Origin of the sequence: Arthrobacter sp. MSA 4-2 (assembly GCF_016405885.1) — a bacterium.
In the GTDB taxonomy this organism is placed as follows: Bacteria; Actinomycetota; Actinomycetes; order Actinomycetales; family Micrococcaceae; genus Arthrobacter_D.
In genome coordinates this window covers 41,956-57,151 of sequence record NZ_JAEKGC010000014.1, presented here as the reverse complement: position 1 = coordinate 57,151, position 15,196 = coordinate 41,956, and the positions used below count along the sequence as shown (strand labels likewise).

At 71.0% G+C, this 15,196-nt stretch carries 15 protein-coding genes and 1 riboswitch; of the genes, 11 read left to right on the top strand and 4 right to left on the bottom strand.

Annotated features, from left to right (window positions below; translation table 11 throughout):
- Positions 1–73 precede the first annotated feature (73 nt).
- Genes I6N91_RS14855 through I6N91_RS14845 form a run of 3 tightly spaced genes read right to left on the bottom strand, consistent with a single transcriptional unit; the run spans position 74 to position 4,482 of the window.
- Complete coding sequence (locus tag I6N91_RS14855) at positions 74–1,714, bottom strand: DNA repair helicase XPB (protein WP_198813851.1); 1,641 nt, start codon at positions 1,712–1,714, stop codon at positions 74–76.
- Positions 1,707–4,178, bottom strand: coding sequence for a helicase-associated domain-containing protein (locus tag I6N91_RS14850; protein WP_198813849.1), 2,472 nt, complete (start codon positions 4,176–4,178; stop codon positions 1,707–1,709). The genes I6N91_RS14855 and I6N91_RS14850 overlap by 8 nt, the downstream gene beginning before the upstream one ends.
- Positions 4,179–4,233: 55 nt before the next feature.
- Entirely contained in the window at positions 4,234–4,482 is a 249-nt protein-coding gene (locus tag I6N91_RS14845) for a hypothetical protein (RefSeq protein WP_198813847.1), read from the bottom strand.
- Positions 4,483–4,653: 171 nt separating this feature from the next.
- Between I6N91_RS14845 and I6N91_RS14840 the strand changes: the two genes are divergently transcribed.
- Genes I6N91_RS14840 through I6N91_RS14830 form a run of 3 tightly spaced genes read left to right on the top strand, consistent with a single transcriptional unit; the run spans position 4,654 to position 7,128 of the window.
- A complete protein-coding gene (locus tag I6N91_RS14840; protein WP_120169921.1) occupies positions 4,654–5,037 on the top strand; it encodes a cold-shock protein in 384 nt (127 codons plus the stop codon).
- A gap of 6 nt (positions 5,038–5,043) precedes the next feature.
- Complete coding sequence (locus I6N91_RS14835; RefSeq protein WP_307843376.1) at positions 5,044–5,811, top strand: DUF3027 domain-containing protein; 768 nt, start codon at positions 5,044–5,046, stop codon at positions 5,809–5,811.
- A 42-nt stretch (positions 5,812–5,853) separates the two neighbouring features.
- Positions 5,854–7,128 carry an MFS transporter gene (locus I6N91_RS14830; protein WP_198813845.1) on the top strand — a complete coding sequence of 425 codons (1,275 nt, stop codon included), beginning with the start codon at positions 5,854–5,856 and terminating at the stop codon, positions 7,126–7,128.
- A 23-nt stretch (positions 7,129–7,151) separates the two neighbouring features.
- On the opposite strand, the gene serC is transcribed toward I6N91_RS14830, so the two are convergent.
- Positions 7,152–8,300, bottom strand: coding sequence for a phosphoserine transaminase (gene serC / locus I6N91_RS14825; RefSeq protein ID WP_198813843.1), 1,149 nt, complete (start codon positions 8,298–8,300; stop codon positions 7,152–7,154).
- Positions 8,301–8,543: 243 nt separating this feature from the next.
- On the opposite strand from serC, the gene I6N91_RS14820 reads away from it, so the two are divergent.
- The 8 genes from I6N91_RS14820 (at position 8,544) to I6N91_RS14790 (ending at position 15,155) form a co-directional block, all read left to right on the top strand.
- Positions 8,544–9,239: a metal-dependent transcriptional regulator gene (locus I6N91_RS14820; protein ID WP_198813841.1), complete on the top strand. Its 696-nt coding sequence runs from the start codon at positions 8,544–8,546 to the stop codon at positions 9,237–9,239.
- A gap of 333 nt (positions 9,240–9,572) precedes the next feature.
- A complete protein-coding gene (locus tag I6N91_RS14815; protein WP_233091901.1) occupies positions 9,573–10,337 on the top strand; it encodes a M23 family metallopeptidase in 765 nt (254 codons plus the stop codon).
- 93 nt (positions 10,338–10,430) lie between these two features.
- Positions 10,431–10,613: riboswitch (cyclic di-AMP (ydaO/yuaA leader) on the top strand.
- A gap of 53 nt (positions 10,614–10,666) precedes the next feature.
- Positions 10,667–11,413, top strand: a complete 747-nt coding sequence (locus I6N91_RS14810) for an NlpC/P60 family protein (protein ID WP_307843375.1) — start codon at positions 10,667–10,669, stop codon at positions 11,411–11,413.
- A gap of 32 nt (positions 11,414–11,445) precedes the next feature.
- Positions 11,446–12,258, top strand: coding sequence for an NlpC/P60 family protein (locus I6N91_RS14805; protein WP_198813837.1), 813 nt, complete (start codon positions 11,446–11,448; stop codon positions 12,256–12,258).
- A gap of 239 nt (positions 12,259–12,497) precedes the next feature.
- A complete protein-coding gene (locus I6N91_RS14800; RefSeq protein WP_198813835.1) occupies positions 12,498–12,995 on the top strand; it encodes an HNH endonuclease in 498 nt (165 codons plus the stop codon).
- Positions 12,992–13,606, top strand: coding sequence for an NTP transferase domain-containing protein (locus I6N91_RS17240; RefSeq protein WP_307843374.1), 615 nt, complete (start codon positions 12,992–12,994; stop codon positions 13,604–13,606). The genes I6N91_RS14800 and I6N91_RS17240 overlap by 4 nt, the downstream gene beginning before the upstream one ends.
- Before the next feature lie 20 nt (positions 13,607–13,626).
- The gene (locus I6N91_RS17235) at positions 13,627–13,902 is read left to right on the top strand and encodes a DUF6457 domain-containing protein (RefSeq protein ID WP_233091900.1); all 276 of its coding nucleotides are present in this window, start codon (positions 13,627–13,629) and stop codon (positions 13,900–13,902) included.
- Entirely contained in the window at positions 13,899–15,155 is a 1,257-nt protein-coding gene (locus tag I6N91_RS14790; protein ID WP_198813833.1) for a molybdopterin molybdotransferase MoeA, read from the top strand. The genes I6N91_RS17235 and I6N91_RS14790 overlap by 4 nt, the downstream gene beginning before the upstream one ends.
- The last annotated feature ends 41 nt before the right edge of the window (positions 15,156–15,196 follow it).

Here is a 15,196-nt window from a genome sequence, read left to right as displayed (position 1 = left end):
CCGCTCGTTTTCTGGAAATTGGCTGGACGTCCACTGGATGCCGGCCCGACGAGAGAGGACGCATCCCACGGCATCACCCGGCGAGTCCGGCCGCGTCGAGGATCCGGTAGGCGTAGCCCTGCTCCGCCAGGAAGCGCTGCCGCTTGGCGGCGAAGTCCTGGTCGAGGGTGTCGCGGGCGACGACAGTGTAGAAGCGGGCGGCGCGTCCGTCGGCCTTGGGCCGCAGCAGCCGGCCCAGGCGCTGGGCCTCCTCCTGGCGCGAGCCGAAGGAACCCGAGACCTGGATGGCGACCGAGGCCTCGGGCAGGTCGATCGAGAAGTTGGCCACCTTCGACACCACAAGGGTCGAAATTTCCCCGCTGCGGAAGGCGGCGAAGAGCCGCTGGCGCTCCTTTACGGAGGTGTCGCCCTTGATCACCGGCGCGTCCAGCCGTTCGCCGAGGTCATCGAGCTGGTCGAGGTACTGCCCGATGACCAGCAGCTGTTCGCCCTTGTGAGCGGCGGCGAGCTTCTCGACGACGCCGGACTTGGTATCCGACGTCGCGCACAGCCGGTACTTGTCGCCGTCCTCGGCCATGGCATAGGCGACGCGTTCGTCCCGGGGCAGGTCGACGCGGACCTCGACGCAGTCGGCCGGGGCGATGTACCCCTGGGCCTCGATGTCCTTCCAGGGGGCGTCGTAGCGCTTGGGCCCGATCAGCGAAAAGACCTCGCCCTCCCGGCCGTCTTCACGCACGAGGGTGGCAGTGAGGCCGAGGCGGCGCCGCGCCTGAAGATCGGCCGTCATCTTGAAGATGGGCGCCGGGAGCAGGTGGACCTCGTCATAGACAATCAGCCCCCAGTCGTTCTTATCGAGCAGCTCGAGGTGCGGGTACAGTCCGCCGCGCCGGGTGGTGAGGACCTGGTAGGTGGCGATGGTCACCGGCCGGACCTCCTTGAGGGCGCCCGAGTATTCACCGATGTCCGACTCGGTCAGCGAGGTGCGCTTGAGGAGTTCGTCCTTCCACTGGCGGGCGGAAACGGTGTTCGTGACGAGGATCAGGGTAGTGGTCTGGCTGGTGGCCATGGCCGCCGCTCCGACGATGGTCTTGCCGGCGCCGCAGGGCAGCACGACCACCCCGGACCCGCCGGAGAAGAAACTGTCGGCCGCAAGCTTTTGGTAGGGACGCAGCGACCAGCCGTCCTCGGTCAGGGCGATGGGGTGGGGGGTGCCGTCGACGTAGCCGGCGAGGTCTTCGGCCGGCCAGCCCAGCTTGAGCAGCAGCTGCTTGAGCTGGCCGCGCTGCGAGGAGTGAACGACGACGGTTTCGCCGTCGATGCGCGGACCAAGCAGGGGTGCGATCTTCCTCGCGTGCAGGACCTCCTCAAGCACCGGATAGTCCGTGGTGCGCAGGACCAGCCCGTGCTGGGGGTCCTTCTCCAGCCGAAGCCGACCGTAGCGGGACATCGTGTCCTCAATGTCGATCAGCAGGGAGTGGGGGACGGGGAAGCGGGAGTACGTCAGCAGGGTGTCGAGGACCTGCTCGGCGTCAAGGCCCGCGGCGCGTGCGTTCCACAGCCCCAGCGGGGTCAGGCGGTAGCTGTGGACGTGCTCGGGGGCGCGCTCCAGCTCGGCGAAGGGCGCAATGGCGTGGCGCGCCTCGTCGGCCTGCGGGTGGTCGACCTCCAGCAGGAGGGTCTTGTCGCTTTGGACGATCAGCGGTCCATCAGCCATCGGAGGTCCCTTCGATAATTTCAACGTCCATCACCCGGTGCACCGAGACAACCTTCTCAACCTGCCGCACCGGATCGAAAACCCGCACCCTGCCGCCGGAGACCGAGAGAGGTACGAGGACCTCCCGGACGGCGTTGCCCTGGCTGTCGGCGGTTCCGAGGCGGACCGGGGAGCGCAGCCGGATGGCGGCGCGCAGCGTCTCGAGTCCGAGCAGGGTTTCCCCTTCGGGGCCCGCCGTCCGGTCGGGTGCCTGCCGGGCGCCGGCCCTGAGGGAATCCACCTGGGCGGCGATCTCCTCCTCGGTGATGGACCAGGGGCCGGGCCGGGTGCGCGTTGGCCCTGTAGGCAGGGCCAGCGATGGGGTCGACGGTGGGGCGGGGGCTGGAGGAGGGGCGCCGCCGGGTGCGGTCGGGTGCTCGGGAGCGGGTGTGTAGCCGAGGTCCCGCAGCAGCGCCGTGAGCTCGTCGGCGCCGGCTCGGGCCACCACGACTGTCGGAGCCAGCTTCACCAATCCCAGCGCTGCGGCCCGCGGGTCGGCAAGCAGGGCCTCGACGGCGGCGTCGTCCTCGGTGCGCAGGTAGCTGCCCGCGCTCCCCACCCGAAGGGAGCCGTACCGGGCGGCGGTGTCTTCGACGAGGTAAGTGAGGGCCTGGGGCAGCCCGGTTGCCGAATGGCGGGTCAAGAAGGCGAGGATCGACGCTGCGTCCTGCCCGGCGTCAAGAGCCGGGCGGAGTGAGGCCGGGGAGAACCGGTAGGTCGTGGCAGGCCCCCGGCCCTCGGGCTCCGCCAGCAGCAGCAGCTCCCGCGCCACCACCGGGTCGAGGTACCCCGGGGCGACGGCGGTGAGGTCCGCCTGGACCACGAAATGGCTCACGGGCGCCGGGAGGGCTTCCCGGACCGCGGCGGCGGCCTCCGGCCGCCGGTCCTGCTGCACGAGCTCCCCGATCGGAGTCAGGGCACCGCCGCCGAAGAGACCCAGCGCCTCCGCTTCGGCCAGGATTCCGGGGACGAGGCGTTCAAACCGCCGTCGAAGCCGCGGCTGGTGCCAGGCGAGCCGCGCGGTCAGGGACGGGGCATCGACGCCCGCCACTGTCGCGCCGTCGTGCTCAGCGGTCAGTTCGACGGCGGCGTCGAGCACCCGCCGGCGCACGCGGGGTGCGTCCGGGCGGGAGGCCTCGGCGGCCAGTGCGTTGATGGTGGCCCCGTCGGGGGACTTGGTCCCCACCATCGCGGGGGCGCGCTCGAGGTCGAGCCATCCGCCGGCCAGGGCCAGCCACAGCGCCTCACGGTCGCCGGCGGCGGCTGCGGCCGCTCCGGTGGGCTTCCATCGTGAGTCGTCGACGTCGAGCCCGATCAGGCCCGCCCCGGCGGCGAGTTCAAGGAGCCACGGCGTGGCGGCCGGCTCGACCTGCAGCGCCTCGGTCAGCCGCTTCACCTCGCGCACGCCGACCCCGCCCGAGCGCAGGGTGGCCACCGGGGTGGGCCCGCCCGGTGCCAGCAGGGCATCCACGAGGCGCAGGGTCTCGGCGACCGCGCTGTGGGCGGCGTTGTCGCGGACCGCAGGGCGCACCGGGCGGAGCCCGGGATCCGGTGGCGCGGCCTGCAGCGATGCGGCGACCCGGTGCCCGCGCACCGCCCGGCCGACGCTGCGGGGCAGCTCGACATGGGCGACGTCGAGCGGGGCAAGCAGCCCGTGCCCGAGCAGCCAGTCCACCGGAGCCGCGGCATGCCCGGCCCGGTACCCGGCGCGGGCGGCGGCGGGAACGACGCCCACGGGCGCTCCGGCGAGCCGCTCCAGCAGCTCCTTAGTGCCCGTCGGGGCCGCGGCCAGCAGGATTTTCCAGTCCGCCGGACGTCCAACGGCGCCGGACAGCTCACGTGCGGCGGCCTCAGGATCCGGGGTCGGACCCAGGGCGATGCCAAGCGATCGGACCCACCCGGCGGCCTCCACGAGCTGCCCGCCAAAGCCCGGCAGGACGCGGACGAGGGTCTCGAGGGGGCGGCCCAGGCCGGCAGGGTAGGGTCCGAGCGCCTCGGCCAGTGCGCCGACGGGAACGTAGCAGTTACCGGCCGGCGTCGAGCCGTCGAACGCTCCGTCCTGCGGCTCTCCGGCCTGCAACACCGGGGGAGCCTGCAGCAGGGCCCGAGCGGTGAGCTGAGCCAGGACCGGCTCGAGCGCCGGGGGTTCCTCGCCGCCGAGGAGGGCGCCCAACGTGGCGGCGTCCACGCCGGTTCCGCCGGCGTCCTCGGCGGCGATGAGCACCGCCTCGAGGACCTGGAGCTGCGGTTCGGTGAGGTTCTCGAGTGCCCGTTGGAGGCTGGCGCGCGTCGAGGCCCGGGCGGCCAGGGCGGCGAAGTCCGGGACGGGCGGCAGGGACAGATCGGGGCGTGCCGAAAGGAGGCTGCGCAGATCGGAGTCGCTGCGGGCGGCCAACTCGTCGGCCAGGGCGCGGATTGCGGACATTACCTACAGATTACCCGGCGGACGGGAGACGCTGGCGCGGCAGGGGTTCTCCGCCTCAGCTCCTGCGGCGCGTGATGACCGCGCCGATGACCAGGGCGACCATCAACAGGAAAGCCAGCGGCAGCAGGAGGAAGGCCGCGTAGACGAAGCCCGGCCAGGCGGATCCCTGCAGCCAGGCTCCCACCAGGACCGCAATCAGTGAGGCCAGGCCCAGCGCTGTGCAGCTGACGGCGGCGAGCATCAGGGCGGAGCGCCCGCGCTGCGGTGCGGCGGCCGACGGGCCCGGGATCTTGGAGGCTTCCATAACGCTTACAGCGTACAAGAACGCCCGCGCACACGAGTAAGCGCCGAGGGGATATTCTTTTATCTTAAAGACCTCCCCGGCAGTGGCCGCCAGGGCAGTATCCTGCCGCAGCGCCGGGCTCCCCAGACAGCAGGCGGACACCGCCCCAGCAGACCAAGAAGAGGTAACTACGTGCCCATCGGCAAAGTGAAATGGTTCGACGCTGAGAAGGGCTTCGGCTTCGTCGCCACCGACGACGGCAAGGAGGTCTTCCTCCACGCTTCCGCCCTGCCTGCCGGCGTGACCGAGGTCAAGGTCGGCACGAAACTGGAATTCGGAGTCGCCGATGGCCGGCGGGGTCTTCAGGCCCTCTCGGCCAGGATCCTTGAGGCGGCGCCTTCGGTGGTCAAGGGCACCCGCAAGAAGGCCGACGACATGGCGGTCATCACCGAGGACCTCATCAAACTGCTCGACGGTGTGTCCAACGGGCTGCGCAAGGGCCGCTACCCCGAGAAGTCCCACGCGTCGAAGGTCGCTGCCGTGCTGCGCGCAGTCGCCGACGACCTGGACGCGTAGGCCGCCGTGATCCCCGCCCGCACCGACGCCCCGGAGACCGATCCTGCCACCGCCCCCGCCACGGACGCGGTCGACGCCGGTGCTCCCGTGAAACGCCGGCCCGTCCGTCGGCAGGCCAAGCCCGACGCCGTGCTCGCGGCCGCCGTCGATTTCGCGCGTGAGGGCATCCTCGAGGTGGCCCCGGCCGAGCAGGTCGGCGGGCACGTCACCTCCTACCCCGAGGGTGAGCGCCTCACGACCCACCGTTTCGAGGCCTTCGTCCCCGGCTACGGGAACTGGCACTGGTTCATCACCCTGGCCCGCGTGGCGCGCAGCAAGGAGCCGACGATCTGCGAGGTTGGCCTCCTGCCCTCGGAGACGGCACTGCTGGCACCCCAGTGGCTGCCCTGGTCCGAACGGGTGCGCCCCGAGGACCATCAGGACGCCGCCGACTCGGCGGCTCCCAGCGAGCCGGCCGCCGCACCTGACGCCCAAGATTCAGCCTCCGCGCAGCCGGCTCAAGACACCGACGGTGGTAGCGAGCCGGGCACTGACCGCGCCGCCGCCGAGCCTGCGGCCGACGATGCCGCCGCCGAGCCTGCCAGCGACGAGCCTGCGGCCGAGGACCCCACCGGCGAGCCGGAGCTTAACAGCGCCGCCGACGAGCCTGCGGCCGACGAGCCGGAGCTAAACAACGCCACCGATGACGGCGGTTCAGAACCGGGCGGCGCGGGGCCGTCCGAGGCCGCCTGGCCGGCCTTCGCGGAGCCTCTCACCCCGGGCCGGGACGACTAGCGCCTTGCCTCCGAGGGGTCTGGACGGTCCGGGAGTGCGCTGATGAGCACGTTCCGTTCGCTGCGCATCCCGAACTACCGCCGGTGGTTCATCGGCGCCTCGATCTCCAATATCGGCACCTGGATGCAGCGCACGGCCCAGGACTGGCTCGTCTACGACATCCTGACCGACCAGAACGCCTCCGCCCTCGGCATCGTCCTGGCCCTCCAGCTCGGCCCGCAGCTGCTGATCTCGCCCCTGGCCGGGCTGGTCGCCGACACGGTTGACCGCCGGAAGCTGCTGCAGGCGACGCAGGTCCTCATGGCGGTGCTCGCCGTCGGGCTCGGCCTGCTGGTGGTGCTCGGCATGGCCGAACTCTGGCACGTCTATGCCTTCGCCCTCGCCCTCGGCGTCGTGTCCGCCTTCGACGCGCCGGCGCGGCAGAGCTTCACCTCGGAGCTGGTGCGTGATGAGTACCTGCCCAATGCCGTGGCCCTCAACAGCGCCTCCTTCAATGCCGCCCGCCTCGTCGGTCCCGCCGTCGCGGGACTGCTGACCGCCGCCGTCGGGCCCGGGTGGGTGTTCCTGATCAACGCGCTCACCTTCGGCGCCATGGTGTACACCCTGCTGGTGCTCCGCACCCCCGACCTGCAGGTCCAGCCAAAATCGCCACCGGGCAAGGGGCGCATCCGGGAGGGCTTCCGGTATGTGCGGGGCCGGCCCGACCTGATGATGGTGCTGCTCACGATCTTCCTTGTCGGGACCTTCGGCCTGAATTTTGCGGTGTTCATCGCAGCCATGGCCCGCACCGAGTTCGGGCAGGGAGCCGGGGTGTTCGGGGTGTTGTCCTCGGTCATGGCGATCGGGTCGGTCGTCGGGGCGCTGCTGTCGGCCCGGCGGGAGCAGCCCCGGCTGCGGTTCGTCTTCGGTGCCGCCGGAGCCTTCGGCGCGGCATGCGTCCTGGCGGCGCTCGCACCGAACCTGATCCTGTTCGGCCTCGCCCTGGTCCCCGTTGGCCTGTTCGCCCTCACCCTTCTCACCAGTGCCAACGCCTACGTGCAGACCACTACGGAGCAGGTGATGCGCGGGCGGGTGATGGCGCTGTACCTGGCGATCTTCCTGGGCGGGACGCCGCTCGGGGCGCCCGTCGTCGGGTGGGTCTCGGATGCCTTCGGGCCCCGCTGGAGCCTGGGCGTCGCCGCAGCCTCAGGGCTGGTGGCGGCGGCCGCCGGGCTGTTCTGGGCCTGGCGGTACCACGAGGTCCGGATCCGGTACGACCGTTCCGCGCCCCGGCGGCTGCGGATCACGCACGAGGCGCCGCAGGCCCCCGGAGACTGACCTGCGGCACGCCCGCGCGGGCCTCATTCCGCCGGACCGTCTGCCGGAAGCCTTTCGATGACGTAGTCGATGCAGGCCAGCAGCGCCGAGACATCGTCCGGATCGATCGAGACGAAGGTGGCGATCCGCAGCTGGTTCCTGCCGAGCTTCCGGTAGGGCTCGACGTCGACAATGCCGTTGGCACGCAGCACGGAAGCGACCCGTGCGGCGCGGATCGGCGAAGCGAGGTCAATGGTGGCGATGACGTTCGAGCGGTCCTCCGGGCGCTGGACGTAGGGGGTGGCGAGGGGGGAAGCCTCGGCCCACGCGTAGACCCGCCCGGCCGAATCGGCGGTGCGGGCCGCCGCGAACTCCATGCCGCCATTGCCGAGGAGCCATTCGACCTGCGCGTTGAGCATCACCAGGGTCGCTAGTGACGGTGTGTTGTAGGTCTGGTTCAGCTGCGAGTTCCCGATCGCCGTCTGCAGGTTCAGGAAGTCGGGAATCCACCGGTCGGAGGCGTCGATGCGCGCCGCCCGCTCCAGCGCGGCGGGGGAGAACAGGCCCAGCCACAGCCCCCCGTCGGAGGCGAAGTTCTTCTGCGGGGCGAAGTAGTAGACATCGGACTGGGAGACGTCGACCGCCAGTCCGCCGGCGGCCGAGGTGGCGTCGATGAGCACCAGGGCCCCGTCGTCCGCACCTGCGACGCGCTCGACGGGCGCCGCGACCCCTGTCGAGGTCTCGTTCTGCGGCCAGGCATAGGCGTCGACTCCGGCCTCCGCGGCAGGGCGCGGCCGGGTCCCGGGCTCGGAGGAACGGATCGAGGAACGCTCGAGGAAGGGTGCCTTGTCGGTGGCGGCGGCGAACTTCGAGCCGAACTCCCCGAAGGAGAGGTGCTGAGCCTTCGACTCCACCAGCCCAAAGGCCGCGGCGTCCCAGAACGCGGTCGACCCGCCCACCCCAAGCACCACCTCGTAGCCGTCCGGCGCCCCGAAGAAGGTGGAGAGGCCTTCTCGGACGGCACCGACGAGATTCTTCACCGGCTTCTGCCGGTGGGAGGTGCCAAGGATCGACGGGTTGGCTTCGGTGAGGGCCCGGAGCTGCTCCGCGCGGACCTTCGATGGGCCCGCACCAAACCGGCCGTCCCGGGGCAGCAGATCGGTGGGAATCGACAGGTCCGTAGGCTCGCTCACTGGTCCTCCGTGCGGATCGTGGGTTCTGGGGCAACGGCCTCATTCTGCCCTAGGACCGGTGCGCCGGGTTATTTGTGAAGCCCGGCCCCGCCCGGGTGCGGGGGCTCACTGAATTCTCGGGGCGCATGGCGCATGGGTTAACCTGAGGGGGCGTAGGGACGCGGTCGGCCCCACCCGGACGTGCTGCAGCACGCGTTTTCCTTACCTGCCCCGCATTGTGCCGTACCTAGGAGCCGAACGGTTATGACGGATCTCATCGATACCACCGAGATGTACCTGCGGACCATCCTTGAGCTCGAGGAAGAGAACATCGTTGCCCTTCGGGCCCGCATCGCCGAACGGCTGCGCCATTCAGGTCCGACGGTGTCCCAGACGATCGGGCGGATGGAACGCGATGGGCTCGTCGTCGTCTCGGGCGACCGCCACCTCGAACTGACCGAACTCGGCCGGCGACGCGCCACCGGGGTGATGCGCAAGCACCGCCTGGCCGAACGGCTGCTGAGCGACGTCATCGGCCTCGACTGGGCGTACGTGCACGAAGAGGCCTGCCGGTGGGAACACGTGATGAGCGAGCGGGTTGAACGGCGGCTCTACGAACTGCTGGGCCAGCCCTCCCAGTCTCCCTACGGCAACCCGATCCCCGGCCTTGAAGCCATCGGAGGGGTGGCCTCCGAGTCCACGACCGACGGCATGACGACGCTGCTGGCGGCAATGAACGATTACCGGCCGGGCTCCTCGGTCACTCTGCTGCGCCTCGCCGAGCCGATCCAGGTAGACCCGGAACTCCTCTCGCAACTGGCCGAGGGCGGCCTGCGCCCCGGGGCTTCCCTCAACCTCGAGTCGGTGGGTGGGTACGTCTCGGTCCGGGTTCCCGGCGTCGAGGGCGCCCTTGAGCTGCCGCCGGAGGTCGCAGCGCACGTGTTCGTCGCTGTCGCCTAGCGCAAACAGGCCTCCCGCCGCCCGCTCAGCTTGGCAGGCCCGAGACGTTCCGCCGACCCGACGTGCCGCCTGTTTGCCGCGCCGTGTGCACCCCTTGGTGCCGCCCCGGTTCGCCGACCCGGTTTACTGACCCGTTTTGCCGCCGGGGCATGATGCTGTGAGACTGTTCCCGATCGTCTCCTGATCCCCGCGCACCCGCGGGGACAAGCCCGTCTTCGGCGCCGGCCCGCAGGAGCGCAAAGCATTTCCGCTCCCGGGACGCGTCCGCCGCCGCGGCGCCCCCGGTGCGGCCTGCCCAATGCCGGGCGGGCATCGGCAGTGAAAGGGGACAGCATGCCGAAACACCGGGTGTCGGGCCGCCGCCGCGCGGAACCCGCCCAGGCCGCGCCGCGGCCGCGGGACGCGCACCGGACCAACCGGCGCCGCAACGGCCGGTGGACCGGCGGCTCGCCCGACCGGGTCGGACAGAAGCTGGCGATGGCCGCGGCCGTCTCAGGGCTGGTCCTGATGGCGGCCCTGCCGACCACGGCCGCAGGCACCTCGGCCTCGGCCGCCGGGACCGTGCCGGCCCGGCAGGAGGTCCGTGCCCCGGAATCGGCAAGCATCAGCTTCACCCCCGTTCCCCTTCGAGGTTCCCAGGACTTCGACACCCAGCTGAGGGCCATCGTTGCAGCCTCGGACCGGCCGGGAGTGCCGCTGGGCGTGAAGGGCTCCCTGAGCGGGCCGCTCGAGACTCTGAAGGGCACCTCCGGGTTCGGCCCCCGCGTCAGCCCAATGACGGGCCTTGCCGGGGAAATTCACTCGGGGCAGGACTTCAGCGCCGCATGCGGCACCGAGGTTCGGGCCGCCGCCGACGGGACCGTGGTGTCCGCCGGGTGGCACCCCTACGGCGGCGGCAACCGGGTGGTCCTCGACCACGGCAACGGCCTCGAGACGACGTACAACCACCTCGCCTCGATGGAGGTCGCTAAGGGTGATGTCCTCCGGCGGGGAGCCGCGGTCGGAACCAGTGGCAGCACCGGCTCCTCCACCGGATGCCACCTCCATTTTGAGGTCCTAATCAGCGGGCGTCCGGTCGACCCGATGGGCTGGCTTTAGGGGGCGACACACGTGTCGTGATCTGAATGTGACAATTGGGTCAGATGTGAGGTACGGTACTACTCGTGCCAAATCGTTATAGATTCGGCGCCCTCAAGCAAATCGCCTAGCTCTGCCATTGCCTGAGGTCCGTCCGCACAATTCGCATGGCAGAGGCGGGGGAACCAATTTTTGGGTTTCGTTTAGAAATCCTTGGGGTTAAGTCGCTGATTTCAGCGGCCGGGTGACTCCCATCCGAATCCGACAGCTCACCTCGCAGGCATTGGGAGAGGCAATCAAACGTGTCCAATAGCTCTTCTCTGGGTCGCCACCGCGCCGCCCAGGCTCCTGTGAATCCGCTAACGGCTCTCTCAAAGGCCGTCACCTCCAATGCCGGCTCGGTCGGGCGCCAGGCCGCCGCCGTCGTCGCCGCCTCGGGCCTCGTGCTCGCCGCCGGCCTCCCGGCCCACGGCTCCTCCACCGCCGAGCGCGAAGTACAGTCCTCCTCCTCGCTGAGCGTCACCGCTCCGGAAACCGCGGCCGTCAGCGCCGCTGCCACCGCCGCCGTCTCGTTCGAGCGTGAAGCCGTTACCGTGGCCCCCGCGCCCGTCGTCGAAGCGCCGGTCGTCGAGGCGCCGGTCGCAGAAGCCCCCGCCGCAATCCCGGCCCCCGTCGTCCGGCCCGCAGCCGTGGCCCCCGCCGCTCCGGCACCCGCCCCTGTGCAGCTTGCCGCCGTCGCCGCCCCGGCTCCGGCCCCCGCGCCCGCACCGAAGCCCGAGGTTCCCTCCTCCGGCATCGGCGCCGCACTCGTCGGATCCGCCTACTCCCAGATCGGTGTCGCACAGGACTGCACCGCGATGGTCGAAAAGGCCCTCCGCTCGGTTGGAAAGTCGGTGGGTGACCTCGCCCCCGGCCAGTTCTTTCAGTACGGCGACGTCGTCGGAACCCCCGCGGCCGGCGACCTTGTCATCACTGGCGGCCACGTCGCCATCTATGTCGGAAACGGCCAGGTCATCAGCGGTGGCCTCAACGGCATGAACACCGGCCTTCACTCCCTGTCAGATCTGCCTGGCGCAAGCTTCGTCCGCGTTCGCTAGAACCCTCTCTCACCACCTTCTGGAGATCTCCCATGTCTAAAAGCGCCTCCATTGCCCGCCACCGCGGCGAAGCGCAGCGTACGGCTACCCTCACCACCCTCGCCAAGGCAGTCAGCGACAACGCCGGCGGAATGGGCCGTCAGGCCGCTGTCGTTGCAGCGGCGTCAGGCCTGGTCCTCACCTCCGGTGTGGCAGCGAACGCCGCCGACCTGCAGCCCGAGCGTGAGTCCTTTACCTCGACGCTCGAGGTGACCGCGGCACCGGCCGCCGTCGTCGCCGACGTCAACGCAAAGGTTGCGTTCAACCGCACCCCGGTGAAGGCCGTCGCTAAGCCGGTCGTCATCGAAGCCCCCGCCCCCGCCCCGGTGGCGGCACCGGCTCCCGTGGCCGCCCCGGCCGCGGCTCCTGCCGCCGCCGTCCAGGTGCCGGCGCCCGCCGCCAAGGTCGTCACCGCGGCAGTTGCACCCTCCCCGGCTCCTGCTCCCGCGAAGCCCGTCGCACCGGCAGCTCCCTCCGGCAAGGCAGCGACCATCGCCGCCGCCGCGAAGGCCCAGCTCGGTGTCATGCAGGACTGCACCCGCCTCGCCAGCAACGCCCTCGCCGCAGCGGGCATCAACTTCCACGGCTGGCCGGCCGGGTACCTTTCCCTGGGCCGCACCGTCAGCGCCGCCGAAGCCGTGCCCGGCGACCTGATCTACTACGCCGACGGCGGCATGGGCATGGCCCACATCGCCGTCTACATCGGTGGCGGCCAGGCCGTCCACGGTGGCTTCAACGGCAACACCACGGTCATCGCACCGGCCCAGCTCGGCTCGGGCCCCGTGTTCATCCGCGTCGGCGGCTGATCTCCCCGTTCAACATGACGGGCCGGCAGGGAAACCTGCCGGCCCGTCGTTCGTTAACAGTGTCCGTCCCGCGATGCGGCGGCGGGAGTGGGGTGCACCCTGCGATCCGGGCGAAGACAGCGATGTGTTCCCGCCCGGGCGCCGGGCGGCTACCCTAGGCATTGTTAATCCGTAGAACTTATCCCGAGCATCCGGGGTGGCAGCCGGCGGCGGGACATAGTCCGCAAAGAGGCATGCGCATGCGCACTCTCGTTTTGAACGCAGGATTCGAGCCATTGGCGGTTGTGACATTCCGCCGCGCCCTGGTGCTGGTGCTGACGGGGAAGGCGAGCGTCATTGCGGAGGACGATGAGCCGGTCGTCGGGCCGACGGAGATCCTCGGGCGGCCGTCGGTGATCCTGCTGAACCGGTACGTGAAGATCCCGTACCGCCACGACCTGGCCGTGACCCGGCGCGGCGTCCTGCGGCGCGACAACCACCTGTGCGCCTACTGCGGGAAGACGGCGACGACCATCGACCACGTGGTGCCCCGCTCGCGGGGCGGCGGGGACACCTGGGAGAACATGGTGGCCTGCTGCCTGCGCTGCAACAACACAAAGGGGGACAAGACCCTGGCCAGTCTCGGCTGGCGCCTCCGGTTTGTCCCCAAGCCTCCCCGCGGGCCGCTGTGGCAGCTCAAGGAACTGGAGAGGCCGGCGCCCTCCTGGAGCGAGTACCTCTCCGAATGGGCCGCGTGAGCGGAACCGTCCCGCCGGCGTTCGACGCCGTCATCCTGGCCGGCGGCAGGTCGACCCGGCTGGGCGGAATGCCGAAGGCCTCACTGCACATCGCCGGGGCGACCCTGCTCGAGATCACCGTGCGGGCGGTCGCCGGCGCGGGCCGCGTCACCGTCGTCGGGCCGGCCGCCGGCGTGCACCCGGCGCCGGGTGCCCCGCCCCTGCGGTTCGTGCGCGAGGCCCCGCCGTTCGGCGGGCCCGCCGCGGCCCTGGCCGCCGCTCTGGCACAGCCGGAGCCCGGAGGCTTTACGGCCCCCTGGCTGATGGTGCTCGCCTGCGACATGCCCCGGTCCGGGCAGCTGGTCCCCGCCCTGCTGGCTGCGGCCGCCGAGGCCGGCACCTCGGTGATGGCCTCCGACGCGGGGCGGGACCAGCCGCTGGCCGCGCTGTACCGGCGCAGCGACCTCGAGGGTGCGGTGGCGGTGGCGGTGCAGGCCGGCGGTGTGGAAAATCTTTCGATGAAAGCCCTCCTTGCTAGGGTGAGTGTTCGACCGGTCCCGGTTCCACCGGGCACGACACTCGACGTCGACACGTGGGCCGATGCACGGGCCCTCGGGGTCGACGACGGCTAACCAACCCCGGGAGGGCCCTCATGGACGAGCGCGATCAATTACTTTCTCAGTGGTGTGAGAACCTGCTGGCCGCCTTTGAGCTCGAGGAGTCCCGCGTGGATATCAACGCGGTGCTGGCACTCGCCGGAAAGGCCGCCCACGCCGTCGTCCGGCCGGCGGCACCGCTGACGACCTTCGTCGCCGGCTACGCAGCCGGGCTCGCGGCGGCCAGTGGCCAGGCCTCGGAAGAGGTCGCCATGCGCTCCGCCCTCGCCCTCGCCACCCGGCAGTGCGACGCTGCAGGGGCGGGCTCTTGAGCGCTGAGGCGGGGCGCAACCTCGGCTGGGAAGAGGCCCGCCAGGTGGCGCACGCCGCGGGCAAGGCCATGCCGTACCAGATGGTGCCGCTGGCCGATGCCCTCGGGCAGACGCTCGCCGAGCCGGTCACCGCGCTCCAGGAAATTCCGCACTACGCCTCATCGGCGATGGACGGGTGGGCCGTCAGCGGCCCACCGCCGTGGACCTTCGTCCACCCGCCGGTTGAGGACCCGCGCAGGCTGAACGCCCCGCACAGTGACTCGGGCACCATCACCCTTGATCCGGGCCAGGCCACCTTCATCCTCACCGGCGGCACCGTGCCCGCGAACACCACGGGGATCCTGAGGACCGAGCACGGGCTGGTGCGCGGTGACACCCTGAACCGCAACTCCCTTGCCCGCGCTGACGAACCGACCCCGGGGGAGCACATCCGCCCCGCGGGCGAGGAGGCGGCCAGTGGCTCGACCGCCATTCCCGCCGGCGTTGTCCTGAACCCGGCGCAGATCGCCCTCGCGGCGGTGTGCGGCCACGATACCCTGGCGGTCCTAAGGGCCCCTCGGGTGTCGCTGCTGATGACCGGGGACGAGGTGATCGACGCCGGGCTGCCGCAGCCCGGACAGGTGCGCGACACCTTCGGGCCGCAGTTGCCGGCGTTCGTGGCGATGCTCGGCGGCCACGTCGATGTTGCGGGGCGGGCCCGCGACGACTTCGACGACGTCGTGCACGCCATCAGCTCCGAGGCCACCGACGCCGCCTCGCTCGCCCGGGCCTCGGGCGACGTCCTGATCACCACCGGCGGCACGGGAGGGTCATCCGCAGACCACATCCGCCGTGCCCTCGCGGCGCTCGAGGCAGAACTGATCATCGACGGAATCGCCATGCGGCCGGGTCATCCAACCCTGCTGGCGCGGCTGCCCGACGGGAGGTTCCTGGTGGGACTGCCGGGCAACCCGCTCGCGGCGATGATGGCGATGCTCACCGTTGCCGGGCCGCTGATCGCCGGGCTGCGCGGGGCGCCGCTGCCGCCGCTGCGCCAGGTGCTCAGTGGAGCCGACTTCGAGCCCCTGCCCGGCAGGAGCAGGCTGGTGCCGTACCGCAATGAGGACGGGCGGGCCCAGCCGAGCACCCACCAGCGCTCCGGGATGCTCCGCGGACTGGCTCTGGCACACGGGGTCATGGTGATTCCACCCGCCGGAAGCGCCACGGACCAGCCGATGCAGGCCATCGACCTGCCATGGCCCACTCCGCAGTGATGCGGCTACCCTCGAGATAGACCATTTCGAGGAGGCTCCCC

Excerpts from the sequence above, each read along its gene's own strand:
- I6N91_RS14850 (WP_198813849.1), bottom strand. The coding sequence starts at position 4,178 with ATGTCCGCAATCCGCGCCCTGGCCGACGAGTTGGCCGCCCGCAGCGAC.
- I6N91_RS14855 (WP_198813851.1), bottom strand. The coding sequence starts at position 1,714 with ATGGCTGATGGACCGCTGATCGTCCAAAGCGACAAGACCCTCCTGCTG.
- I6N91_RS14820 (WP_198813841.1), top strand. The coding sequence starts at position 8,544 with ATGACGGATCTCATCGATACCACCGAGATGTACCTGCGGACCATCCTT.
- I6N91_RS14815 (WP_233091901.1), top strand. The coding sequence starts at position 9,573 with ATGCCGAAACACCGGGTGTCGGGCCGCCGCCGCGCGGAACCCGCCCAG.
- I6N91_RS14845 (WP_198813847.1), bottom strand. The coding sequence starts at position 4,482 with ATGGAAGCCTCCAAGATCCCGGGCCCGTCGGCCGCCGCACCGCAGCGC.
- I6N91_RS14800 (WP_198813835.1), top strand. The coding sequence starts at position 12,498 with ATGCGCACTCTCGTTTTGAACGCAGGATTCGAGCCATTGGCGGTTGTG.
- I6N91_RS17235 (WP_233091900.1), top strand. The coding sequence starts at position 13,627 with ATGGACGAGCGCGATCAATTACTTTCTCAGTGGTGTGAGAACCTGCTG.
- I6N91_RS14830 (WP_198813845.1), top strand. The coding sequence starts at position 5,854 with ATGAGCACGTTCCGTTCGCTGCGCATCCCGAACTACCGCCGGTGGTTC.
- I6N91_RS14805 (WP_198813837.1), top strand. The coding sequence starts at position 11,446 with ATGTCTAAAAGCGCCTCCATTGCCCGCCACCGCGGCGAAGCGCAGCGT.